The organism is Streptosporangium sp. NPDC002544, from assembly GCF_040295965.1.
Taxonomy (GTDB): domain Bacteria; phylum Actinomycetota; class Actinomycetes; order Streptosporangiales; family Streptosporangiaceae; genus Streptosporangium.
In genome coordinates this window covers 14,924-29,406 of record NZ_JBEOWJ010000049.1, presented here as the reverse complement: position 1 = coordinate 29,406, position 14,483 = coordinate 14,924, and the positions used below count along the sequence as shown (strand labels likewise).

Sequence of the window (14,483 nt, the reverse complement as noted above, 5' to 3'; positions counted from 1 at the left end):
TCCTCGCGGTGTTCGTCGTACTCGCGGTGTGCTCGTCCGGGTCGTCGGCGCCGCCCGCCGCCGACTCCGGCCCCGTCAAGCTCAGGAAACCGGGACCGACACGCCGGCTCCTCCGCCGGCGGGTCCTGCATAACTGACCCGGCCCTGACCGACTACTGGGCCGAGGGGGCTCCGGCGCAGCAATGCGCCGGAGCCCCCCGCTGAGACCTTCTTCTCCATCGTGCAGCGCAAGGCCCTCACACCCAACGACTTCACCGGCCTTGACCGGGTCGAAGACCGCCTCATCGCCTTCGAGCGGCGACCGCCCGGCCCTTCAGATGGAAGTTCACCCCGGCCGGCCTCGAGGACCTGCCGACCCGGGTCGAGCGGCACGAACAGAAAGAGTCCAACCTCCAGCAGCACGCCGACTGCGACCATCGGCTTGCCGTACTCGACCTCGTCGGGTAACCCCCGAAGGATTTACGAACGTGACCACTTAGGGGCGAGGAAGTTCCACGTCTCGGGAACCTCCAGGACGTGCGAATCGAGATCGATGAAGCCCATGACCCGCCTTTGCGCTCGCCGACGACTACGAGCGGCTCGTAACTCGCGCAGGTCCGTGACACACATGCGGCCGAATCGACGTCGGCGACTTTAAACACGATCGTGGAAAGATTGGCGCCCTCGGTTCGCGCCCCCTGGACGGGGGTCACCGCCCCTTGAACACCGGCGGCCGACGGTCGCGGAAGGCACTCATCGCCTCGGCGTAGTCCTCGGTCGACTGCACGACGGCGAGGTGCGAGGAGATCAGGTCGAGGCTCGTGCGGAGGTCCGAGCGCAACGACTGGTACACCGCCCGCTTGATCATCGAAACCGCGATCGGGCTCTGCTCAGCGATGCGGTTGGCCAGTGCGAGAGCCTCGTCGAGGAGTTCGTCGTCGGGATGGACCCGGTTGACGATACCCATGGCGCAGGCGTCCTGCGCCGAGATCGAGTCGCCCGTCCACAGTAGTTCAAGAGCCTTCGCTGTGCCGACCAGGCGAGGCAGGAAATAGGCGCCGCCGTCGCCGGGGACGAGGCCGACGCGGATGTAACCTTCGCTGAAGCGGGCAGACTCCGCAGCGAGCCGGATGTCGCACATGAGGGCCATGTCCATGCCTGCGCCGATGGCAAGGCCGTTGACCGCACAGATCAGTGGCTTGTCGAGGTCCTCGACCGCGCGAGCCACCTTGTGGACCCGGTCGGTCAGCATCCTTTTGCTGTCGATCGGGTGCTCACCCACGGAGGCCAGATCGTCGAGATCGACACCGGTGCAGAAACCCTTGCCCGTGCCCGTGAGGACCACGGCCCGCACGCTGTCGTCATGGCGGGCGGAGACGAGCGCCTCGGCCCACCGGTCGATCATCGCCCAGGTGAAGGCCCCCAGCCGGGCCGGACGATCGATCCTTATCAGGCCGACTGCCCCGAGGACCTGGTAGGTGATCCCCTCATCGGAGGCTACCCCGTGATCCGTTGCCATAGCGATGTACCGTCCTTCCAGGTCAATTCCGTGCCGAGCCGATCGCACCATGTCGCCTGATTGCCGTACTCCTCGCGCCATGCCCACAGGCGGGTCGTGAGGAGATGGAGGGGATGCTCGTCGGTGAACCCGATCGCTCCGTGGATCTGGTGGCCGATGGCCGCGACCGTTCGTGCGCCCTCGGCGACACGGACCCGCGCAGCCTCGAGTGGCCAATCCTCAGCAGGATCCTGATCGACCGCGCTCGCCGCCGCCTCCACCGCGACGGTCATCGCGCTCGCCTCGGCCGCGAGCTCGGCAAGCTGCTGCTGCACCGCCTGGAGCGCGGCGAGTGGGCGACCGAACTGGTGTCGCTGCCCGGCGTAGCGGACCGCGCGCTCGTACACCCCCTGCGCCGCACCGGCCATCTGCGCCGCGCGCCCGAACGCCGCCCGCCTCGAGAAGTCGGCGGCGAGTCCGTCCGCGCTCTCGACGCGGTGCAGGTCGCCGGCCGGGACCAGGTGCGAGGAGAGCGTTACGTCGTCGCGGGGCTCCCACGCGACATTGACGCCAGGACGGATCTCGGCTCCCGCGAGTGGCACGACAACGACGCAGTGCCCCCCGTCAAGGGGGCTGAGCAGCACGACCCGGTCCGCGCAGCGTGCCCACGGGACGCGCGTGACGGTCCCGGAAACCAGCCACCCGTCGTTGACCGGACGAATCTCCAGGCCATCGGCGACAGCCGCCGTCAGGACGCCGCCAGGCAGCTCCGCGCCGGTACGATCCAGCAACCAGCCGGCGAGCAGACCCGTCTCGACCGCAGGTACCGACGCCGCCACCGACCCGAGAGCGATGAGAACGGTGGTCGCGGCGCTCAGTCCGGCACCGCCGCCCCCCGCCTCCTCCGAGACAGGCAGCGCTGTCACGCCGATCTCGTCGAGAGCCCTCCAGACCTCCGGGTGCCAGCCGTCGGCGGCGGGTTCCCCGCATACACCGACGACAGCCTCGTGCAGGTCCCGTCTCTCCTCCGTGTTCATCGTCCGACCACCGCCTTTGCGACAACTCCACGAAGAATCTCGTTGGTACCACCGCGGAGGGTGAATCCGGGCGCCTGCAGCAACGCCCCGGCGAGAATGCCCGCGAGCGTGCCGTGGGCCTCGGGATCGGGCTCGATCGCCAGCGCCTCGGCGACAGCGTGGACGAGGTCCTGCTCGAACCGGGTTCCGAGATCCTTCACCATGGCCGCCTCGACGGTCGGGGCTCGGCCTGCCTGCAGCTCGGCTGTCACCGCGATTGACATCGCACGCAGGGTCCACAGCTCGGCGCTCAGCCGGCCGATCAGCCGCCTGCCCTCGGCGGTGCGGGACAACGCAGGGCGCGCCGCCTCGAGGAGCGGGTAGGTGCTCAAGATGCGCTCGGGGCCGGAGCGCTCGTACGCCAGCTCGTGGGTGACCTGGGCCCAGCCGTCCCCGATCGTGCCCAGCACCTGGTCGTCGGCGACGAACACGTCGGTCAGCACGACCTGGTTGAAGTGGTGCGCACCGCTGATGAGCCGGATCGGGTTGCACTCCACGCCGGATGCGGTGAGGTCGACGATGAACTGGCTGAGTCCGGCGTGCCGGCGCGCCGGGTCCGCTGGGCTGGTGCGGACCAGGGTCAGCATGTGGTGGGCGTGGTGGGCATGGCTCGTCCAGACCTTGGTTCCCGTGACCACCCAGCCGCCGTCCACGCGCTGGGCGCGGGTACGGACCGAGGCGAGGTCGGATCCCGCGTCGGGCTCGCTCATGCCGATCGCGAAGAACAGCTCCCCTCGTGCGATTCCGGGGAGGTACCGCTCCCGCTGGGTCTCGGTGCCGAAACGCAGGATCGAGGGTCCCGACTGACGGTCCGCCACCCAGTGCGCGGCCACCGGCGCCCCGGCGGCGAGCAGTTCCTCGGCGATCACGAAGCGGGCGGTCGGGTCGGCGCCGGCTCCGCCGTACTCCTTCGGAAAGGTTGTACCGATCCAGCCGCGACGGCCGAGCCGCCGGCTGAACTGAGCGTCGAACCCGGCGAGCCAGCTGTCGCATCGCGGGGTGAAGCCACCGGAAGTGAGTTCCTCCGCTAGGAACTCGCGAACCTCGCAGCGGAGGTCGTGGTGCTCTGCGGGTAACGCACCCGCATGCAGGAGCGGGAGTTTCATCCACACCTCGAGGGTCGGAAGGCGCTTCAGCGCGACGAGCATGCTCGGTCCGGCGTAGCGAGGACCCTGCTCGGGCACCTCGCCGTCGGCCGCTGCAGCCCAACCTACGCCCCCCTTCGAAAATCGTCAACGTTTCTGTTGATAGTTTTTAGGTGTCGGCGGGCCAGAGTGTGCGCCTCCGCCTAATCGCTCGGGATCGCGGCCTGACCGTTCCGGTCGGTCATGGCGCGGATTGTCGACGGCGGGCCGTGCGCTTGCGCCTCCAGGCCCCCTTCAACAGATTTATTGATCATTTTTCATCCATGTCGCCCGTGCCCTTTGGGCGACCGGGAACTGCCGCTCCGCATATCGGATCGTGTCCGTCCGGGGCGTCACGGCAGTTCAACGGGCCGATCTGCATCGGTGATTCGAGGTTGCGGATGACCAGGCGGCTCCTGGAAGCCTTGTCGCCGGTGGGTGCGGGTAAGTTTATCAACATTTAAGTTGACGAAGTTGCGGATGGGTTTTTAAGCTCTGCCCATCAGCCGGATCCAGACAGGAGCGAGTCGTGGGCATGCATGACGGCCGGGTTGTCTTCATCACAGGTGCCGCCCGAGGGCAGGGGCGCGCTGCGGCGGTGCTCTTCGCGGAGCAGGGCGCGAACGTCATCGCCGTCGACCTCTGCGAGTCGATCAGCACGGTCGGCTACTCGCTCGACACTTCCGAGGACCTCAAGGAGACGGAGCGACTGGTCAAGCAGGCGGGCGGCGACATCCTCGCTGCCCGTGCCGACGTTCGGGATCGGGCCGCGCTGCAGCAGGCTGTCGACGCCGGTGTCGACCGATTCGGGCGACTCGACTACGTCCTCTGCAACGCCGGAGTCTTCTCATGGACCGGCGAGCACTACAACACGCCGCAAGCGTGGACCGACACGCTCGACGTCAACGCTCTCGGCACCTACCACACGGTCGAGGTGGCTCTGCCCGCCATGATCGAGGCGGGCAACGGCGGTTCGATCATCATCACCAGCTCGCTGGCCGGTATGGCGGCGATGCTCGACGACTACCGGTTCACGTCCACCGGATACCTCGCGTATATGGCTGCCAAGCACGCTGTCATCGGCATGATGCGTGCCTACGCGCTGATGCTGGGCACGTTCGACATCCGGGTCAACGCCATCGCCCCCGGCGGGGTGGCGACCCCGATGATCGAGAACGAGTCGGTGAACGCTATGCGTGCCCAGATGGGCAAAGCGGTCGTGTACAAGCCGGCGATGAACATGAAGCGCATCGAGCCGGGGGACGCCGCGAACGCGAGCCTCTGGCTCTGCTCAGAGGGTGCCCGCTACATCACGGGGACCGTGCTGCCCATCGATGGCGGCGCGATGCTGCGGTGACCCCTCGACAGCTTTGACGGCGCGGTCCCGGCGCGGACCGAGCAGCAGGGACGACTGACCAGGCATCTGCCCCGCCCTCCTGCGGACAGCCGCTCGCACTCGGAGAGGGCGTGGTCGTAGCCCTGCGCCATCATGATCGCCCCGGCCTCGTGGATCACGGAGACGTACCGGCCGCCGTAGGCTTCCGCGAAGCTGTTGACCATGTAGAGGTTCGCGTCGCTGATCAGGCCGAACATGGTGCCGACCCCGGCGTCCGGGAGCGGGGCGGCTACGGCTTCGTGGACGAACAAGCGAACCTCCTCAAGCCGGTGCCGATGCGTTCACCGGTGCGCCAAACCGCAAGACAGGTAGTCAACGTAACTGTTGGGCTACTTGGTTGGGGCTTGGCCTTGGGGCATGGACGCTGTCGGTGCCCGGTCCGGCGCACCGAAGTTCGACGGCCTCGACCGGACGTCGGCGGCCGGCGGCGAGCCCCGGTCGGACGGGTGCCGGCCTGCTTCGAGTGCGACGTGGCGGCAGTACACGGCGGCGGGGATCGCGATATCTGTGCCGGTCGGGTGCGTGCGCTGGAGGTCGAGCGGGACACCGCGCCGCGGATGTTCGTCCGGGGCGGATACCTGTCGGGCTAAATCGCTATTTTCAACGACTGTGTTTACTTTTGGATCGATGGCTCCTATGCTGGCCCAGACCACGGCCAGAGTCGAAGGGTGGGACGGGGAATGGCAGGCGACCTGAGGGTGAGCGTGCAAGACGGCGTGGCCGAGGTGGTTCTCGACCGGCCGCCGGTGAACGCGCTGGCCCGTACGACCTATCGCGAGATCGCGGAGGTGTTTGGCGCCTTTGGCGATCGGACGGACGTGTCCGTCGTCGTCTTCACTGGCGCGGGGGAGCGGGCCTTTTGCGCCGGCCGGGACATCAAGGACCTCGCGGTCGAGCGGTCCGAGCCGTCGCCCGTCGACGTGGGGGACCCGTACCGGGCTACCAGGGAGGCGTTCTGGGCGGTGCGGCGCTGCGCCGTGCCGGTCATTTGTGCCGTGAACGGCGCGGCGATCGGCGCCGGTCTCGCCTTGGCCGCGGTGAGCGACATCGTCATCGCGTCCGAACGCTCCTTCTTCGCCCTGACCGAGATCGACGTCGGTGTGCTCGGCGCCGCGTCGTTCGCGCAGTGGATGGTGGGACCCGGCCGGGCGCGCCGGATGATCTACACCGGGGAGCGGGTGTCGGCACAGGAGATGTACCGCCTCGGCGGCCTCGACTCCGTCGTCCCGCAGGACCGCCTGCTCGACGATGCGCGGGCGCTCGCGAAGGAGATCGCCGGGAAGAGCCCCGTCGCGATCCGGATGGCGAAGGCGTCGGTCCTGCGTTCGGACACGCTCCCGTTGGAGGCCGCGTACCGGGCCGAGCAGGACTACACCCAGCATCTGTCGGCATACGCGGACTCGGCGGCTGCCATCGCGCGGTTCACTGGGCGGTAGCGAGCGTTTCATACGAACCAGCTCGACGAGCGCGGTGGCGGTGTCGGTCAGGCCGGGACCCTGGGGCACCGTGACCACGCCTGGCCTCCCGCTGTGCGCGGCGTAGCCCTGCGCCATCATGACCGCACGTGGCGCAGGGCCCAGTCCCTCATCTGAGCGCGCCGGCGGATGAGCACCATGGCCGACGGGCGGCCGGTTGACACGCCGAGCCCGACGAGCATCCGGGAGATCACCGGTGTGACGAGGCCGGAGCCGACGCCACCGTCTTGGCCCTGGCCCAACTGCCCAGAACCCGACGCCGTCAGACCCTGATCCGCACCGGCTCAGGCGGCGGCACTCATTAGTTCCTCACCTGGCTGACGCGTCCGGGCCGGTGGTTGAAGTACTCCATCGGCTTCACCGTCACCGACGACATCGGTGAGGCGATCTTGCGCTTACCCGCCGGCGCCTGGACACCCGCCTACGACGCCGAGGGGCAGGTAAGACCAGGCGCCTGGATCGCCGAGATCACCGGCCTGGCGAACCTGACCTCCCGGCCCAAGGGCATGCGCGTCATCGTCCGCAGGGAGCGCCCGCACCCCGGTGCACGGCTGCGCTTCACCTGTTTTGTCACCAACACCAAGCAAGGTCAGCTCGCCGATCTGAAGCTGCGGCATCGCCGTCGCCGGGCGCCTGGTCCGCGGCGGCCGACGACTCCGGCTCCGCATCGCCGCCCGATGGCCCTGGGCCACGCAGATCATCACCGCCGTCACACGTCTGCAAGCTCTGCCGGCGTCACCCTGACCAGCGCCAAGCCACCCCACCGAACAGGAAAGGACATCCACGGGCCCGTGGAACCCCGCTCACCCGGCGCGACAGCCGGGCCACCACGCTGACCAGGAAGCGAAATCACGCCTCAGCCGATCACACGAAGATCACGAAAGATCGCGGCTAGCCAAGACCCGTGGAAGAATCGCGGACATGAAGGCTCTTCGACACCGTTCAACCGGCTGGAGGCCCCAATGAGCGAAAAGCCCAAGCCGACTGGAACCAGCAAGGGGCCGGCTACCACGCTCGCGATGAAGCGTGAGGCGGCGGCCCAGCGAAAGGACCGGGCGCGATACGGAGCGAAGCGGGAGGAGATCCTGAAGGCGGCTGCCGTGGTGCTAGGCCGAAACGGCTTGAGCGGCACCACCGTCGAGGCGATCGCGCGGGAGGCCGGTCTGGATCGCGCCACGGTGTACTACTACTTCCCGGACAAGTTTGCGATCTTCCGCGAGGCGATCCACGACGGTGTGACAGAGATGGTCGAAGGCCTGGAGAGGATCGCCGGTGCGGATCTTCCGCCGCAAGAGCGGCTCCTGGAGGCCATGCGCACTGTGATGCGGGCGTATGAGCGCCACTACCCGCAGCTCTACATCTATTTTCAGGAAGGTGCCGGCCAGGCCGTCATCGACCAACACCTGAACCAGCAGCTGATCGGGTCCGGCCGCGTTACGGAGGATCTATTCGAGTCCACCGTGCGGGATGGCATGGCGAGAGGCGAGTTTCAAATCTCGTTACCCCCGAAGGTGTTCGCCAAGCTGTTGGTCGGCATGCTGAACTGGACCTCGCGGTGGTTCGTCCCGAACGGTGCGCTGAGCGCCGAGGACATCGCTGACGGGATGACCGAGACAGTGCTGGCGGGAATCGTCGTCGGGCGGGGCAAGTAGCCGACCCCGAGCGCGGCTTCGTCCGCAGATGCAACAGCCGCCCGTGGCTCTCGTGCTGCAGGACGACCTCGAGCCACGGTCCCTGCCCCTGGCGATGATCGAGTTCGTGCTCACCGGGGTCGGGATTCCCCGCGACCCCCTGTGTCGGAACGGTCCGCTGCGTCCTCGTTGCATTCGATGTCGTTGGCATTGTGCTGTTCTCTGGCGCCTTGTCGGCCCTGCTGGTCTTCGTCGAATCCCTCGCCAACCCGAACTGGATCGCCCTCGCCTGCCTGCTCGGCATCCTGCTCCTGGGCTGGGAGCTGCGCGCCTACGCGCCGCACGTCGACGTTCGGCTGCTGTGGGTGAACCGGGCACTCAACCCGAACCAACGGCTTCAGACATGCGGCTCTCCTGTAACGGCGGATGCACCGACCCTACGCCTTGGCTGCAGGGTTATCAACGTGATCGTCGATAAGTGTCCCGATCGCTCCGCGAGCAGCCCGGTACGGATCAGCTGGCTGCTCGCGACCATGCATTCAACGTAATCGTTGACGTTTGAGTTGACTTGCCATAGATTGATGACGCCGATGGCTGTGCGGGGTGCCGTGAGGGCGTGACGCGCTCCACGGCAGGGTCTGAATCGAGCGATGGAGCCGGCGTCCGGCAGTCGCAACTGCGGAGTGGCTGTGACTGGATTTGCCGTAACCGTGTCCAAGCCGGTTGGCTGGTCGACCTGTACGCCAAGCGCCCGCAGGTGCAGGAGCGGTTCACGTCGCAGGTCGCCGACGTGGTTCAGGACCGTCTGGAATCCGCGGGAGTGATCGTCGTCCTTCAGGCGGAGTGCCGGTACCCGTTGGAGCCGCCACAGTCGGCGGTGACCGACAGCCGGTCAGTGTTCGGGTAGATGGCGGGCGCCCGCTCGCGGTGACGATTGGTCGAGTCCGAGTCACCAGGACGATCCAGCAGTTGCAAGACGGAGGCACAAGTGACGGAACGCACGGACCTTCTTGGGTCACTGACGGCGATTCAGCAGTTGCCGCACCGCTATGCGCGGGCGGTCTCCTCGGGCGACATAGATGCCCTGGCCGACCTGTTCGCGCCGGATGTGCGTGTCGTTCTCTACGAGATCAGCCATGACGGATTCGAGTCCTACCTCGGCAGCGTTCTGCGGCAGCCGCGACCGTACGATCGGTTCCTCGGCAACCACACTGTCGACTTCGACGACGCCGATCACGCGCGCGGCATCGTGTACTGCCGCGCTGAAGTGGAATCGGTCCTCGATGGTCGACAGTGGTGCATGCTGCAATATCGGGACTGGTACGTCCGCGTCGATGGTAGGTGGTACTTCGCCCGGCGCCGATGCCATCGGGTGTCGGACCGGCCCTCGATGACGAGCGTGGCGGCGGCCGGGCCGCGGATGTCGATGCCGTGGAGCGATGATGCATGACGTGTTGATCACCGGCGGGACGGTCGTCGACGGGACCGGTGTGCCGCCTTGGCAGGGCGATGTCGGCGCCGCGGGTGGGCGAATCGTTTTCCTGGGAAACGCGAAGGAGGCAGGCAAGACCGCTCACCGCGGTCGTTGACACGACCGGCCTGGTGGTGTCGCCGGGTTTCCTCGATATCCAGACCCACTATGACCTACAGGTCATACGGGATGCTTCGAGGACGACCTACAGGTCATACGGGATGCTTCGAGGACAGGGGAGCGAACTGCGGAGATCGTTTCTCCCGGAAGGCCCGGACACCCTCCTTATGGTCGGCCGACGCCAGGGCAGGCTCCATCAGGATCATCGCCTCCTCGTAGGCGACGGACAGGGTTTGGCGATCCGCGTTGAGTAGCTGACGCTTGATCGTCGCCCAGCTGGCCGGAGATCCCGTGGCGACAAGCATGCGTGCGTACGCCATCGCCTCCTCCAGACACGCGCCGCTCTCGACCGACCTGTTCACCAGGCCCATTTCGGCGGCCTCGGTGCCGGTCAGGGTCCGACCGGAGAGCAGCAGGTCGTTTGCACGAGCAAAGCCAACCACGCGGGGGAGTAGCCAGGAGACCCCGTGCTCCGCGACGAGACCCAGCCGCGCGAACGAGGTGGTGAGCTTCGCCTCGGCAGCGGCGAACCGGACGTCGCACGACAGGGCGAGGGCTAAGCCGAGGCCGGCTGCCGGCCCGTTGATCGCCGCGATCACCGGCTTGGCGAACTCGGTCAGCTCGCACAGCCGTCGCCGCCGGGCCCGGTCCGGGCGCTCCATCGCCGAACCGTTGCCGAGCAGCGAAAACGACGCCCCTGCGCAGAAACCGCGGCCCGCGCCGGTGACGACCACAACCCGAACCGCCGGGTCGACCGCCGCGGCGTCGAGGGCCGCGAAGAACGCGGACTCGAGCGAGTAGGTCCAGGCGTTCAGCTCGTTTGGGCGATTGAGGATTAGCTGGGCTATCCCCGCCTCGTCGGTGCGCACGATCAGCTCAGGCTCATCCACATCGGTAACGTAGCGCCGACTCGCAAGAATTTCAACAAAAACGTTGAGAACATTGCTATTCTCGCGTCATGACACCAGTACGCGACATCCGCCGGGTTGCCGTTGTCGGCGCCGGCATCATGGGTTCTGGCATCGCCCAGCTAGCCGCGACGGCCGGGTACGACGTCGCCCTGTACGACGCGACGCCGCAGCAGTTGGAGCGTGCCCGCGAAGGCATCAACGCGAGCATTGAGAAGCTGGTCGCCAAGGGACGACTCGCCGCCGAGGAAGGTGAGCAGGCCCTGAGTCGGCTGCGGCTTTGCACGACGCTCGGTGACGCGGCGGCGGACGCCGACCTCGTCGTCGAGGCCGTCGTCGAGGCGCTGCAGGTCAAGCAGGCCGTGCTCGTCGAGGCGGCGGCCGCCGCAAAGCCCGACGCCGTGCTCGCCACGAACACTTCGCAGCTCTCCATCACCTCGATCGCGAGCGCCGTCGGCGACGGGGCGGCACGTGTCATCGGCCTGCATTTCTTCAACCCCGCGGTGCTCATGCGCCTGGTCGAGGTGGTGCCCGGCCTGCAGACCAGCGACGACGTGGTCGTGGCGGCCTGCCGCTTCGCGACCTCTCTGGGCAAGGAGACGGTTGTCTGCCGGAAGGACAGCCCTGGCTTCCTGACCTCGCGGATCTCGGCGATCGTGCGGTTGGAGTGCCTGCGCATGCTGGAGGAGGGCGTCGGCACCGCCGAGGACATCGACAGGGCGCTGCGCCTTGGGCTCAACTTTCCGATCGGTCCCCTTGAGCTGGGAGACCGCAACGGCCTCGACACCTACCTGCGCGTGCTCGAGTCGTTGACCGAGACCCTGGGGGAGCGCTTCCGCCCGACCGTGGGCCTGCGCAACCTCGTTGCGGCGGGCCGGCTCGGACGCAAGAGCGGGCGGGGAATTTACGAATACGGCGACGACGGGGAGATCCGCTCCCCTTCCGGATCGTGACGGACATGGTCCCCGGGGCCTGCGGGACGACTGTGCGCACAGAGCTCGAGTCGGGGGTGCTCACGGTCCGGCTCGACCGGGCGGAGGCGGCTCACGCGCGCAACCAGGTCATGCGCGACGAACTGGCCTCGCTATGGCGAGCGGTCGTGGCCGACCGCGGGGTGCGGGCGGTGATCCTCACCGGCACGGGCGACCGCTTCTTCTGCGCGGGCATGGACCTTAAGGAGGCGGGCAGCCCGGAGGATCCGGTCTCTCGCCGCGACCGCATGCGGCGCAGCCGGGATATCGAGCAGCTCGCCGAGCTACCCCAGCCGACGATCGCCGCGATCAACGGGTTCGCCCTCGGCGGCGGGCTTGAGATGGCGCTCGCCTGTGACATACGTCTGGTCGCGGACCATGCGCAGATCGGACTGCCCGAGGTTACCCGTGGCCTCGTCCCGGGTGGGGGCGGCACCCAGCGGCTTCCGCGCCTGGTCGGCTACGCGCGTGCGTGCGAGCTCGTCCTGTCCGGACGTCGCCTGACGGCCGCGGAGGCGGTGGAGTACGGGATTGCCCTGCGCGTCACCCCGGCCGCGGACCTGCCGGCGGCCGCCGTCGAGTTGGCTCGGGGCATCGCCGGGAACCCGGAACCGGCTGTCCGCTACGCCAAGGCGCTGCTTCGACGCAGCCAGCAGGTGCCGGTCGACGTCGGAGCCGACGCGGAGCTCGACGCCTTGCTGACGCTGCTGGGCGAGGCTGACGCCGCCCGTCGGCGGAGTTCCTAAGCCGCTCCGGGACGCCGATGTTTCTGTCGTGTCCGACGTTCGCGGAATTCCCTCCGTGACGCGCGGCGCGCTCCGGAACCTGTCAAGATTGTTAAGACAGGTGTTCGTATGACGGCTGCCGGCTGGTTGATCCAGGCCGCGCCCAGGATGGGTGGCACGGCGGCGACGAAGCGGACGGGCCCGGTGAAGAAGCCGGCGAGCGGCCCGCACCAAGGCACAGCACAACGGCGAACCCCGATACCGTCCTGCCCCGCGCATCGAGGCGAGGGCATCGCCCACCCCACTCCCCGTCCGCCATCGCGCCCGGCGGGCGGGCGATGCCCTCGCGTGGCAGGGGTTCGGGGGCGGCGGCCCCCGAGACCAAAGACCGCACGATCACCCAGCAGCCGACTGTCTCATGCCACCGAAGTTCGAGTAGTGGGGACGTGTGCGGCCAGAAGGGCGATTGGGGGAGATCGCGGAGGTGGGGGCGTATCCCGCGCTGTGCATGACAGGCCTGCATCCGGAAAGATGTTGCCGCGCGCCGCTTGCCTTGGGACAGTCCCGGCATGCAGATACGCGCCGCGATGATGAACGACCTGACAGCCCTGACGGAGCTGTTCCAGGCGATCGAGCTGGCCGAGATCGGACGTGCAGAGACCAACGAGGCCGACATCCGGCAGATCCTGATCATGCCAGAGCTGGATCTGGAGCGACGTAGCCGCGTATATGAGAAGGACGGTGACATCCTCGGCTTTGCCGCGCTCCATCCCGCTCCGCACGCCGACCGGCTCCGCGCGCACCTTGGAGTGTCACCCGTCGCCCCGGACTCCCTGACCGATGCGCTACTGCGGCAGATCGAGGAATGGGCACACAAACAGACCGCGACAGCAGGCCGAGAGCGTGAGAGCGTCACGCTTTTCCAGATGCCTCAAGCTCTCGCCACGCCCGCGCTCCAAGATCATGGCTGGCACGTTGTCCGTCGTTACAGCCGCCTGATCATCGACTTGAACGGCGAGCGGCCCTCCCTTCCGCAGCTGCCGGCCGGAACCGAGATTCGGATCGCGGCTGGTGACGACGATCGGCGCCGCCTGCACGCGGTGCTGGAGGAAGCGCTGAGCGGACACTGGAACCACCACCGTCGAACGTTCGAGGAGTTCTGGGCCGATCAACAACAGCGAGACGGTCACGATCCCAGCCTGTGGTGGATCGCCGAGGTCGAGGGAACCCCAGCGGCTGGGCTGATCGCCCGCTCGCAGCCGAACCGCGGCTGGATCGCCTGGCTGGGCGCCGAGCAGCGTTACCGAGGGCGAGGATTGGCCCGCTGCCTTCTGCTCACCGCGTTCGCCGAGCTAAAGGCATGTGGTCGCCACATGGTCGGTGTCGATGTTGACAGCGCAAACGATACGAACGCCACGGGTGTTTATGAGGCTGTCGGCATGCGCGTGCTCGGCCAGGCCGACCAGTGGCAACGGGATATCAACCCTGGTTGAGGGTCTGTCGAACCACTCAAGGTTCGGTAGCACAGAACACCGACCGGTCAGGGTGGGGCCATTTCAAGCCGCCACATTTTCACCTAGTGATCAACAGACGGGTCCACGCTTCTTAGGCCGGCGAAACGGCTTGGTCATGGCAACACCCCTTGGGGGCAGGTGTTGCGACCACCTTTAGAACCCAAGCCGTTCAACTGGGTCCAGCTGAAGCCGTCCTAGCCAACCGACGACCTGTCCGGCCACAACAGCGTCTCCACCCGCGAATGGCTCACCGAGCATCCGCGGATCCAGCAGGTGTTCATCCCCAAAGGCGCCTGCCGGCTCAACCTGCAGGAAGCCTGGTGGCGCATCTTCCGCCGCCAGGCCCTGGCCGGACAGACCTTCGCCGACCCCGATGAGATCGCCTACGTCACCGCCATGGCGACCACCCAGCTCAACATCCGCGCCCGCCCCTGGGCTTGGGGTCGCCCGGCCCCCCGAGCCTCGTCAGCGTCGACGTCGTTTTATCTGCCTGCTTTGAGGAACGGAGCACTGGCACCGGTGAGGATCACGGCGGATATGTCGTCGCAGTACCGGAACGAACTGAGGAGCTCAGCGATTCGACGGTAGGTTACGC

The 14,483-nt window shown here is 67.5% G+C and carries 14 protein-coding genes and 3 pseudogenes; 11 read left to right on the top strand and 6 right to left on the bottom strand.

Features of this window, described 5'->3' with window-relative positions:
• Window positions 1-688 precede the first annotated feature (688 nt).
• From ABT061_RS43990 to ABT061_RS43980, 3 genes are read right to left on the bottom strand one after another with little or no spacing between them, the layout of a single operon-like run.
• Window positions 689-1,498 carry an enoyl-CoA hydratase/isomerase family protein gene (locus ABT061_RS43990; RefSeq protein ID WP_350929594.1) on the bottom strand — a complete coding sequence of 270 codons (810 nt, stop codon included), beginning with the start codon at window positions 1,496-1,498 and terminating at the stop codon, window positions 689-691.
• The gene (locus tag ABT061_RS43985; RefSeq protein ID WP_350929592.1) at window positions 1,477-2,514 is read right to left on the bottom strand and encodes an acyl-CoA dehydrogenase family protein; all 1,038 of its coding nucleotides are present in this window, start codon (window positions 2,512-2,514) and stop codon (window positions 1,477-1,479) included. Before ABT061_RS43985 ends, ABT061_RS43990 begins: the two co-directional genes overlap by 22 nt.
• On the bottom strand, window positions 2,511-3,659 hold the full coding sequence (locus ABT061_RS43980; protein WP_350929590.1) for an acyl-CoA dehydrogenase family protein: 1,149 nt from the start codon (window positions 3,657-3,659) through the stop codon (window positions 2,511-2,513). Before ABT061_RS43980 ends, ABT061_RS43985 begins: the two co-directional genes overlap by 4 nt.
• 553 nt (window positions 3,660-4,212) lie before the next feature.
• Between ABT061_RS43980 and ABT061_RS43975 the strand changes: the two genes are divergently transcribed.
• Window positions 4,213-5,034, top strand: a complete 822-nt coding sequence (locus tag ABT061_RS43975) for a mycofactocin-coupled SDR family oxidoreductase (protein ID WP_350929659.1) — start codon at window positions 4,213-4,215, stop codon at window positions 5,032-5,034.
• Here the strand turns inward: ABT061_RS43975 and ABT061_RS43970 are convergent.
• Window positions 4,983-5,324 (bottom strand): thiamine pyrophosphate-binding protein, encoded by a 342-nt coding sequence (locus tag ABT061_RS43970; RefSeq protein ID WP_350929588.1) that lies wholly within the window; start codon window positions 5,322-5,324, stop codon window positions 4,983-4,985. The genes ABT061_RS43975 and ABT061_RS43970 overlap by 52 nt on opposite strands.
• Before the next feature lie 429 nt (window positions 5,325-5,753).
• Between ABT061_RS43970 and ABT061_RS43965 the strand changes: the two genes are divergently transcribed.
• Entirely contained in the window at window positions 5,754-6,509 is a 756-nt protein-coding gene (locus ABT061_RS43965; RefSeq protein WP_350929585.1) for an enoyl-CoA hydratase-related protein, read from the top strand.
• A 30-nt stretch (window positions 6,510-6,539) separates the two neighbouring features.
• Here the strand turns inward: ABT061_RS43965 and ABT061_RS43960 are convergent.
• A pseudogene (locus ABT061_RS43960) lies at window positions 6,540-6,626 on the bottom strand (thiamine pyrophosphate-binding protein); the annotation flags it as partial.
• A gap of 152 nt (window positions 6,627-6,778) precedes the next feature.
• Between ABT061_RS43960 and ABT061_RS43955 the strand changes: the two are divergent.
• From ABT061_RS43955 to ABT061_RS43935, 5 genes and pseudogenes are all read left to right on the top strand, one after another.
• Window positions 6,779-7,174 (top strand): annotated as a pseudogene (locus tag ABT061_RS43955) (transposase); the annotation flags it as partial.
• A 336-nt stretch (window positions 7,175-7,510) separates the two neighbouring features.
• Entirely contained in the window at window positions 7,511-8,200 is a 690-nt protein-coding gene (locus tag ABT061_RS43950) for a TetR/AcrR family transcriptional regulator (RefSeq protein WP_350929583.1), read from the top strand.
• A 209-nt stretch (window positions 8,201-8,409) separates the two neighbouring features.
• Complete coding sequence (locus ABT061_RS43945; protein ID WP_350929581.1) at window positions 8,410-8,727, top strand: hypothetical protein; 318 nt, start codon at window positions 8,410-8,412, stop codon at window positions 8,725-8,727.
• A gap of 179 nt (window positions 8,728-8,906) precedes the next feature.
• Window positions 8,907-9,023, top strand: a pseudogene (locus ABT061_RS43940) (GTP cyclohydrolase I); the annotation flags it as partial.
• Window positions 9,024-9,167: 144 nt separating this feature from the next.
• Window positions 9,168-9,629, top strand: coding sequence for a nuclear transport factor 2 family protein (locus ABT061_RS43935; RefSeq protein ID WP_350929579.1), 462 nt, complete (start codon window positions 9,168-9,170; stop codon window positions 9,627-9,629).
• A 233-nt stretch (window positions 9,630-9,862) separates the two neighbouring features.
• Here ABT061_RS43935 and ABT061_RS43930 read toward each other — a convergent pair whose 3' ends face one another.
• Entirely contained in the window at window positions 9,863-10,660 is a 798-nt protein-coding gene (locus ABT061_RS43930) for an enoyl-CoA hydratase-related protein (RefSeq protein ID WP_350929577.1), read from the bottom strand.
• Window positions 10,661-10,728: 68 nt separating this feature from the next.
• Between ABT061_RS43930 and ABT061_RS43925 the strand changes: the two genes are divergently transcribed.
• The 4 genes from ABT061_RS43925 to ABT061_RS43910 all read left to right on the top strand — a co-directional run bounded on the left by ABT061_RS43925 (window position 10,729) and on the right by ABT061_RS43910 (window position 14,476).
• On the top strand, window positions 10,729-11,631 hold the full coding sequence (locus ABT061_RS43925) for a 3-hydroxyacyl-CoA dehydrogenase family protein (RefSeq protein ID WP_350929575.1): 903 nt from the start codon (window positions 10,729-10,731) through the stop codon (window positions 11,629-11,631).
• Window positions 11,632-11,663: 32 nt separating this feature from the next.
• Complete coding sequence (locus tag ABT061_RS43920; protein WP_350929573.1) at window positions 11,664-12,395, top strand: enoyl-CoA hydratase/isomerase family protein; 732 nt, start codon at window positions 11,664-11,666, stop codon at window positions 12,393-12,395.
• A 548-nt stretch (window positions 12,396-12,943) separates the two neighbouring features.
• Window positions 12,944-13,867 (top strand): GNAT family N-acetyltransferase, encoded by a 924-nt coding sequence (locus ABT061_RS43915; RefSeq protein WP_350929571.1) that lies wholly within the window; start codon window positions 12,944-12,946, stop codon window positions 13,865-13,867.
• A gap of 294 nt (window positions 13,868-14,161) precedes the next feature.
• Window positions 14,162-14,476 (top strand): hypothetical protein, encoded by a 315-nt coding sequence (locus tag ABT061_RS43910; protein ID WP_350929569.1) that lies wholly within the window; start codon window positions 14,162-14,164, stop codon window positions 14,474-14,476.
• The last annotated feature ends 7 nt before the right edge of the window (window positions 14,477-14,483 follow it).

Bases quoted from the DNA above. Each gene is read 5' to 3' on its own strand.
- ABT061_RS43990 (WP_350929594.1), bottom strand. From the start codon at position 1,498: ATGGCAACGGATCACGGGGTAGCCTCCGATGAGGGGATCACCTACCAG.
- ABT061_RS43985 (WP_350929592.1), bottom strand. From the start codon at position 2,514: ATGAACACGGAGGAGAGACGGGACCTGCACGAGGCTGTCGTCGGTGTA.
- ABT061_RS43980 (WP_350929590.1), bottom strand. From the start codon at position 3,659: ATGAAACTCCCGCTCCTGCATGCGGGTGCGTTACCCGCAGAGCACCAC.
- ABT061_RS43975 (WP_350929659.1), top strand. From the start codon at position 4,213: ATGCATGACGGCCGGGTTGTCTTCATCACAGGTGCCGCCCGAGGGCAG.
- ABT061_RS43965 (WP_350929585.1), top strand. From the start codon at position 5,754: ATGGCAGGCGACCTGAGGGTGAGCGTGCAAGACGGCGTGGCCGAGGTG.
- ABT061_RS43950 (WP_350929583.1), top strand. From the start codon at position 7,511: ATGAGCGAAAAGCCCAAGCCGACTGGAACCAGCAAGGGGCCGGCTACC.
- ABT061_RS43925 (WP_350929575.1), top strand. From the start codon at position 10,729: ATGACACCAGTACGCGACATCCGCCGGGTTGCCGTTGTCGGCGCCGGC.
- ABT061_RS43915 (WP_350929571.1), top strand. From the start codon at position 12,944: ATGCAGATACGCGCCGCGATGATGAACGACCTGACAGCCCTGACGGAG.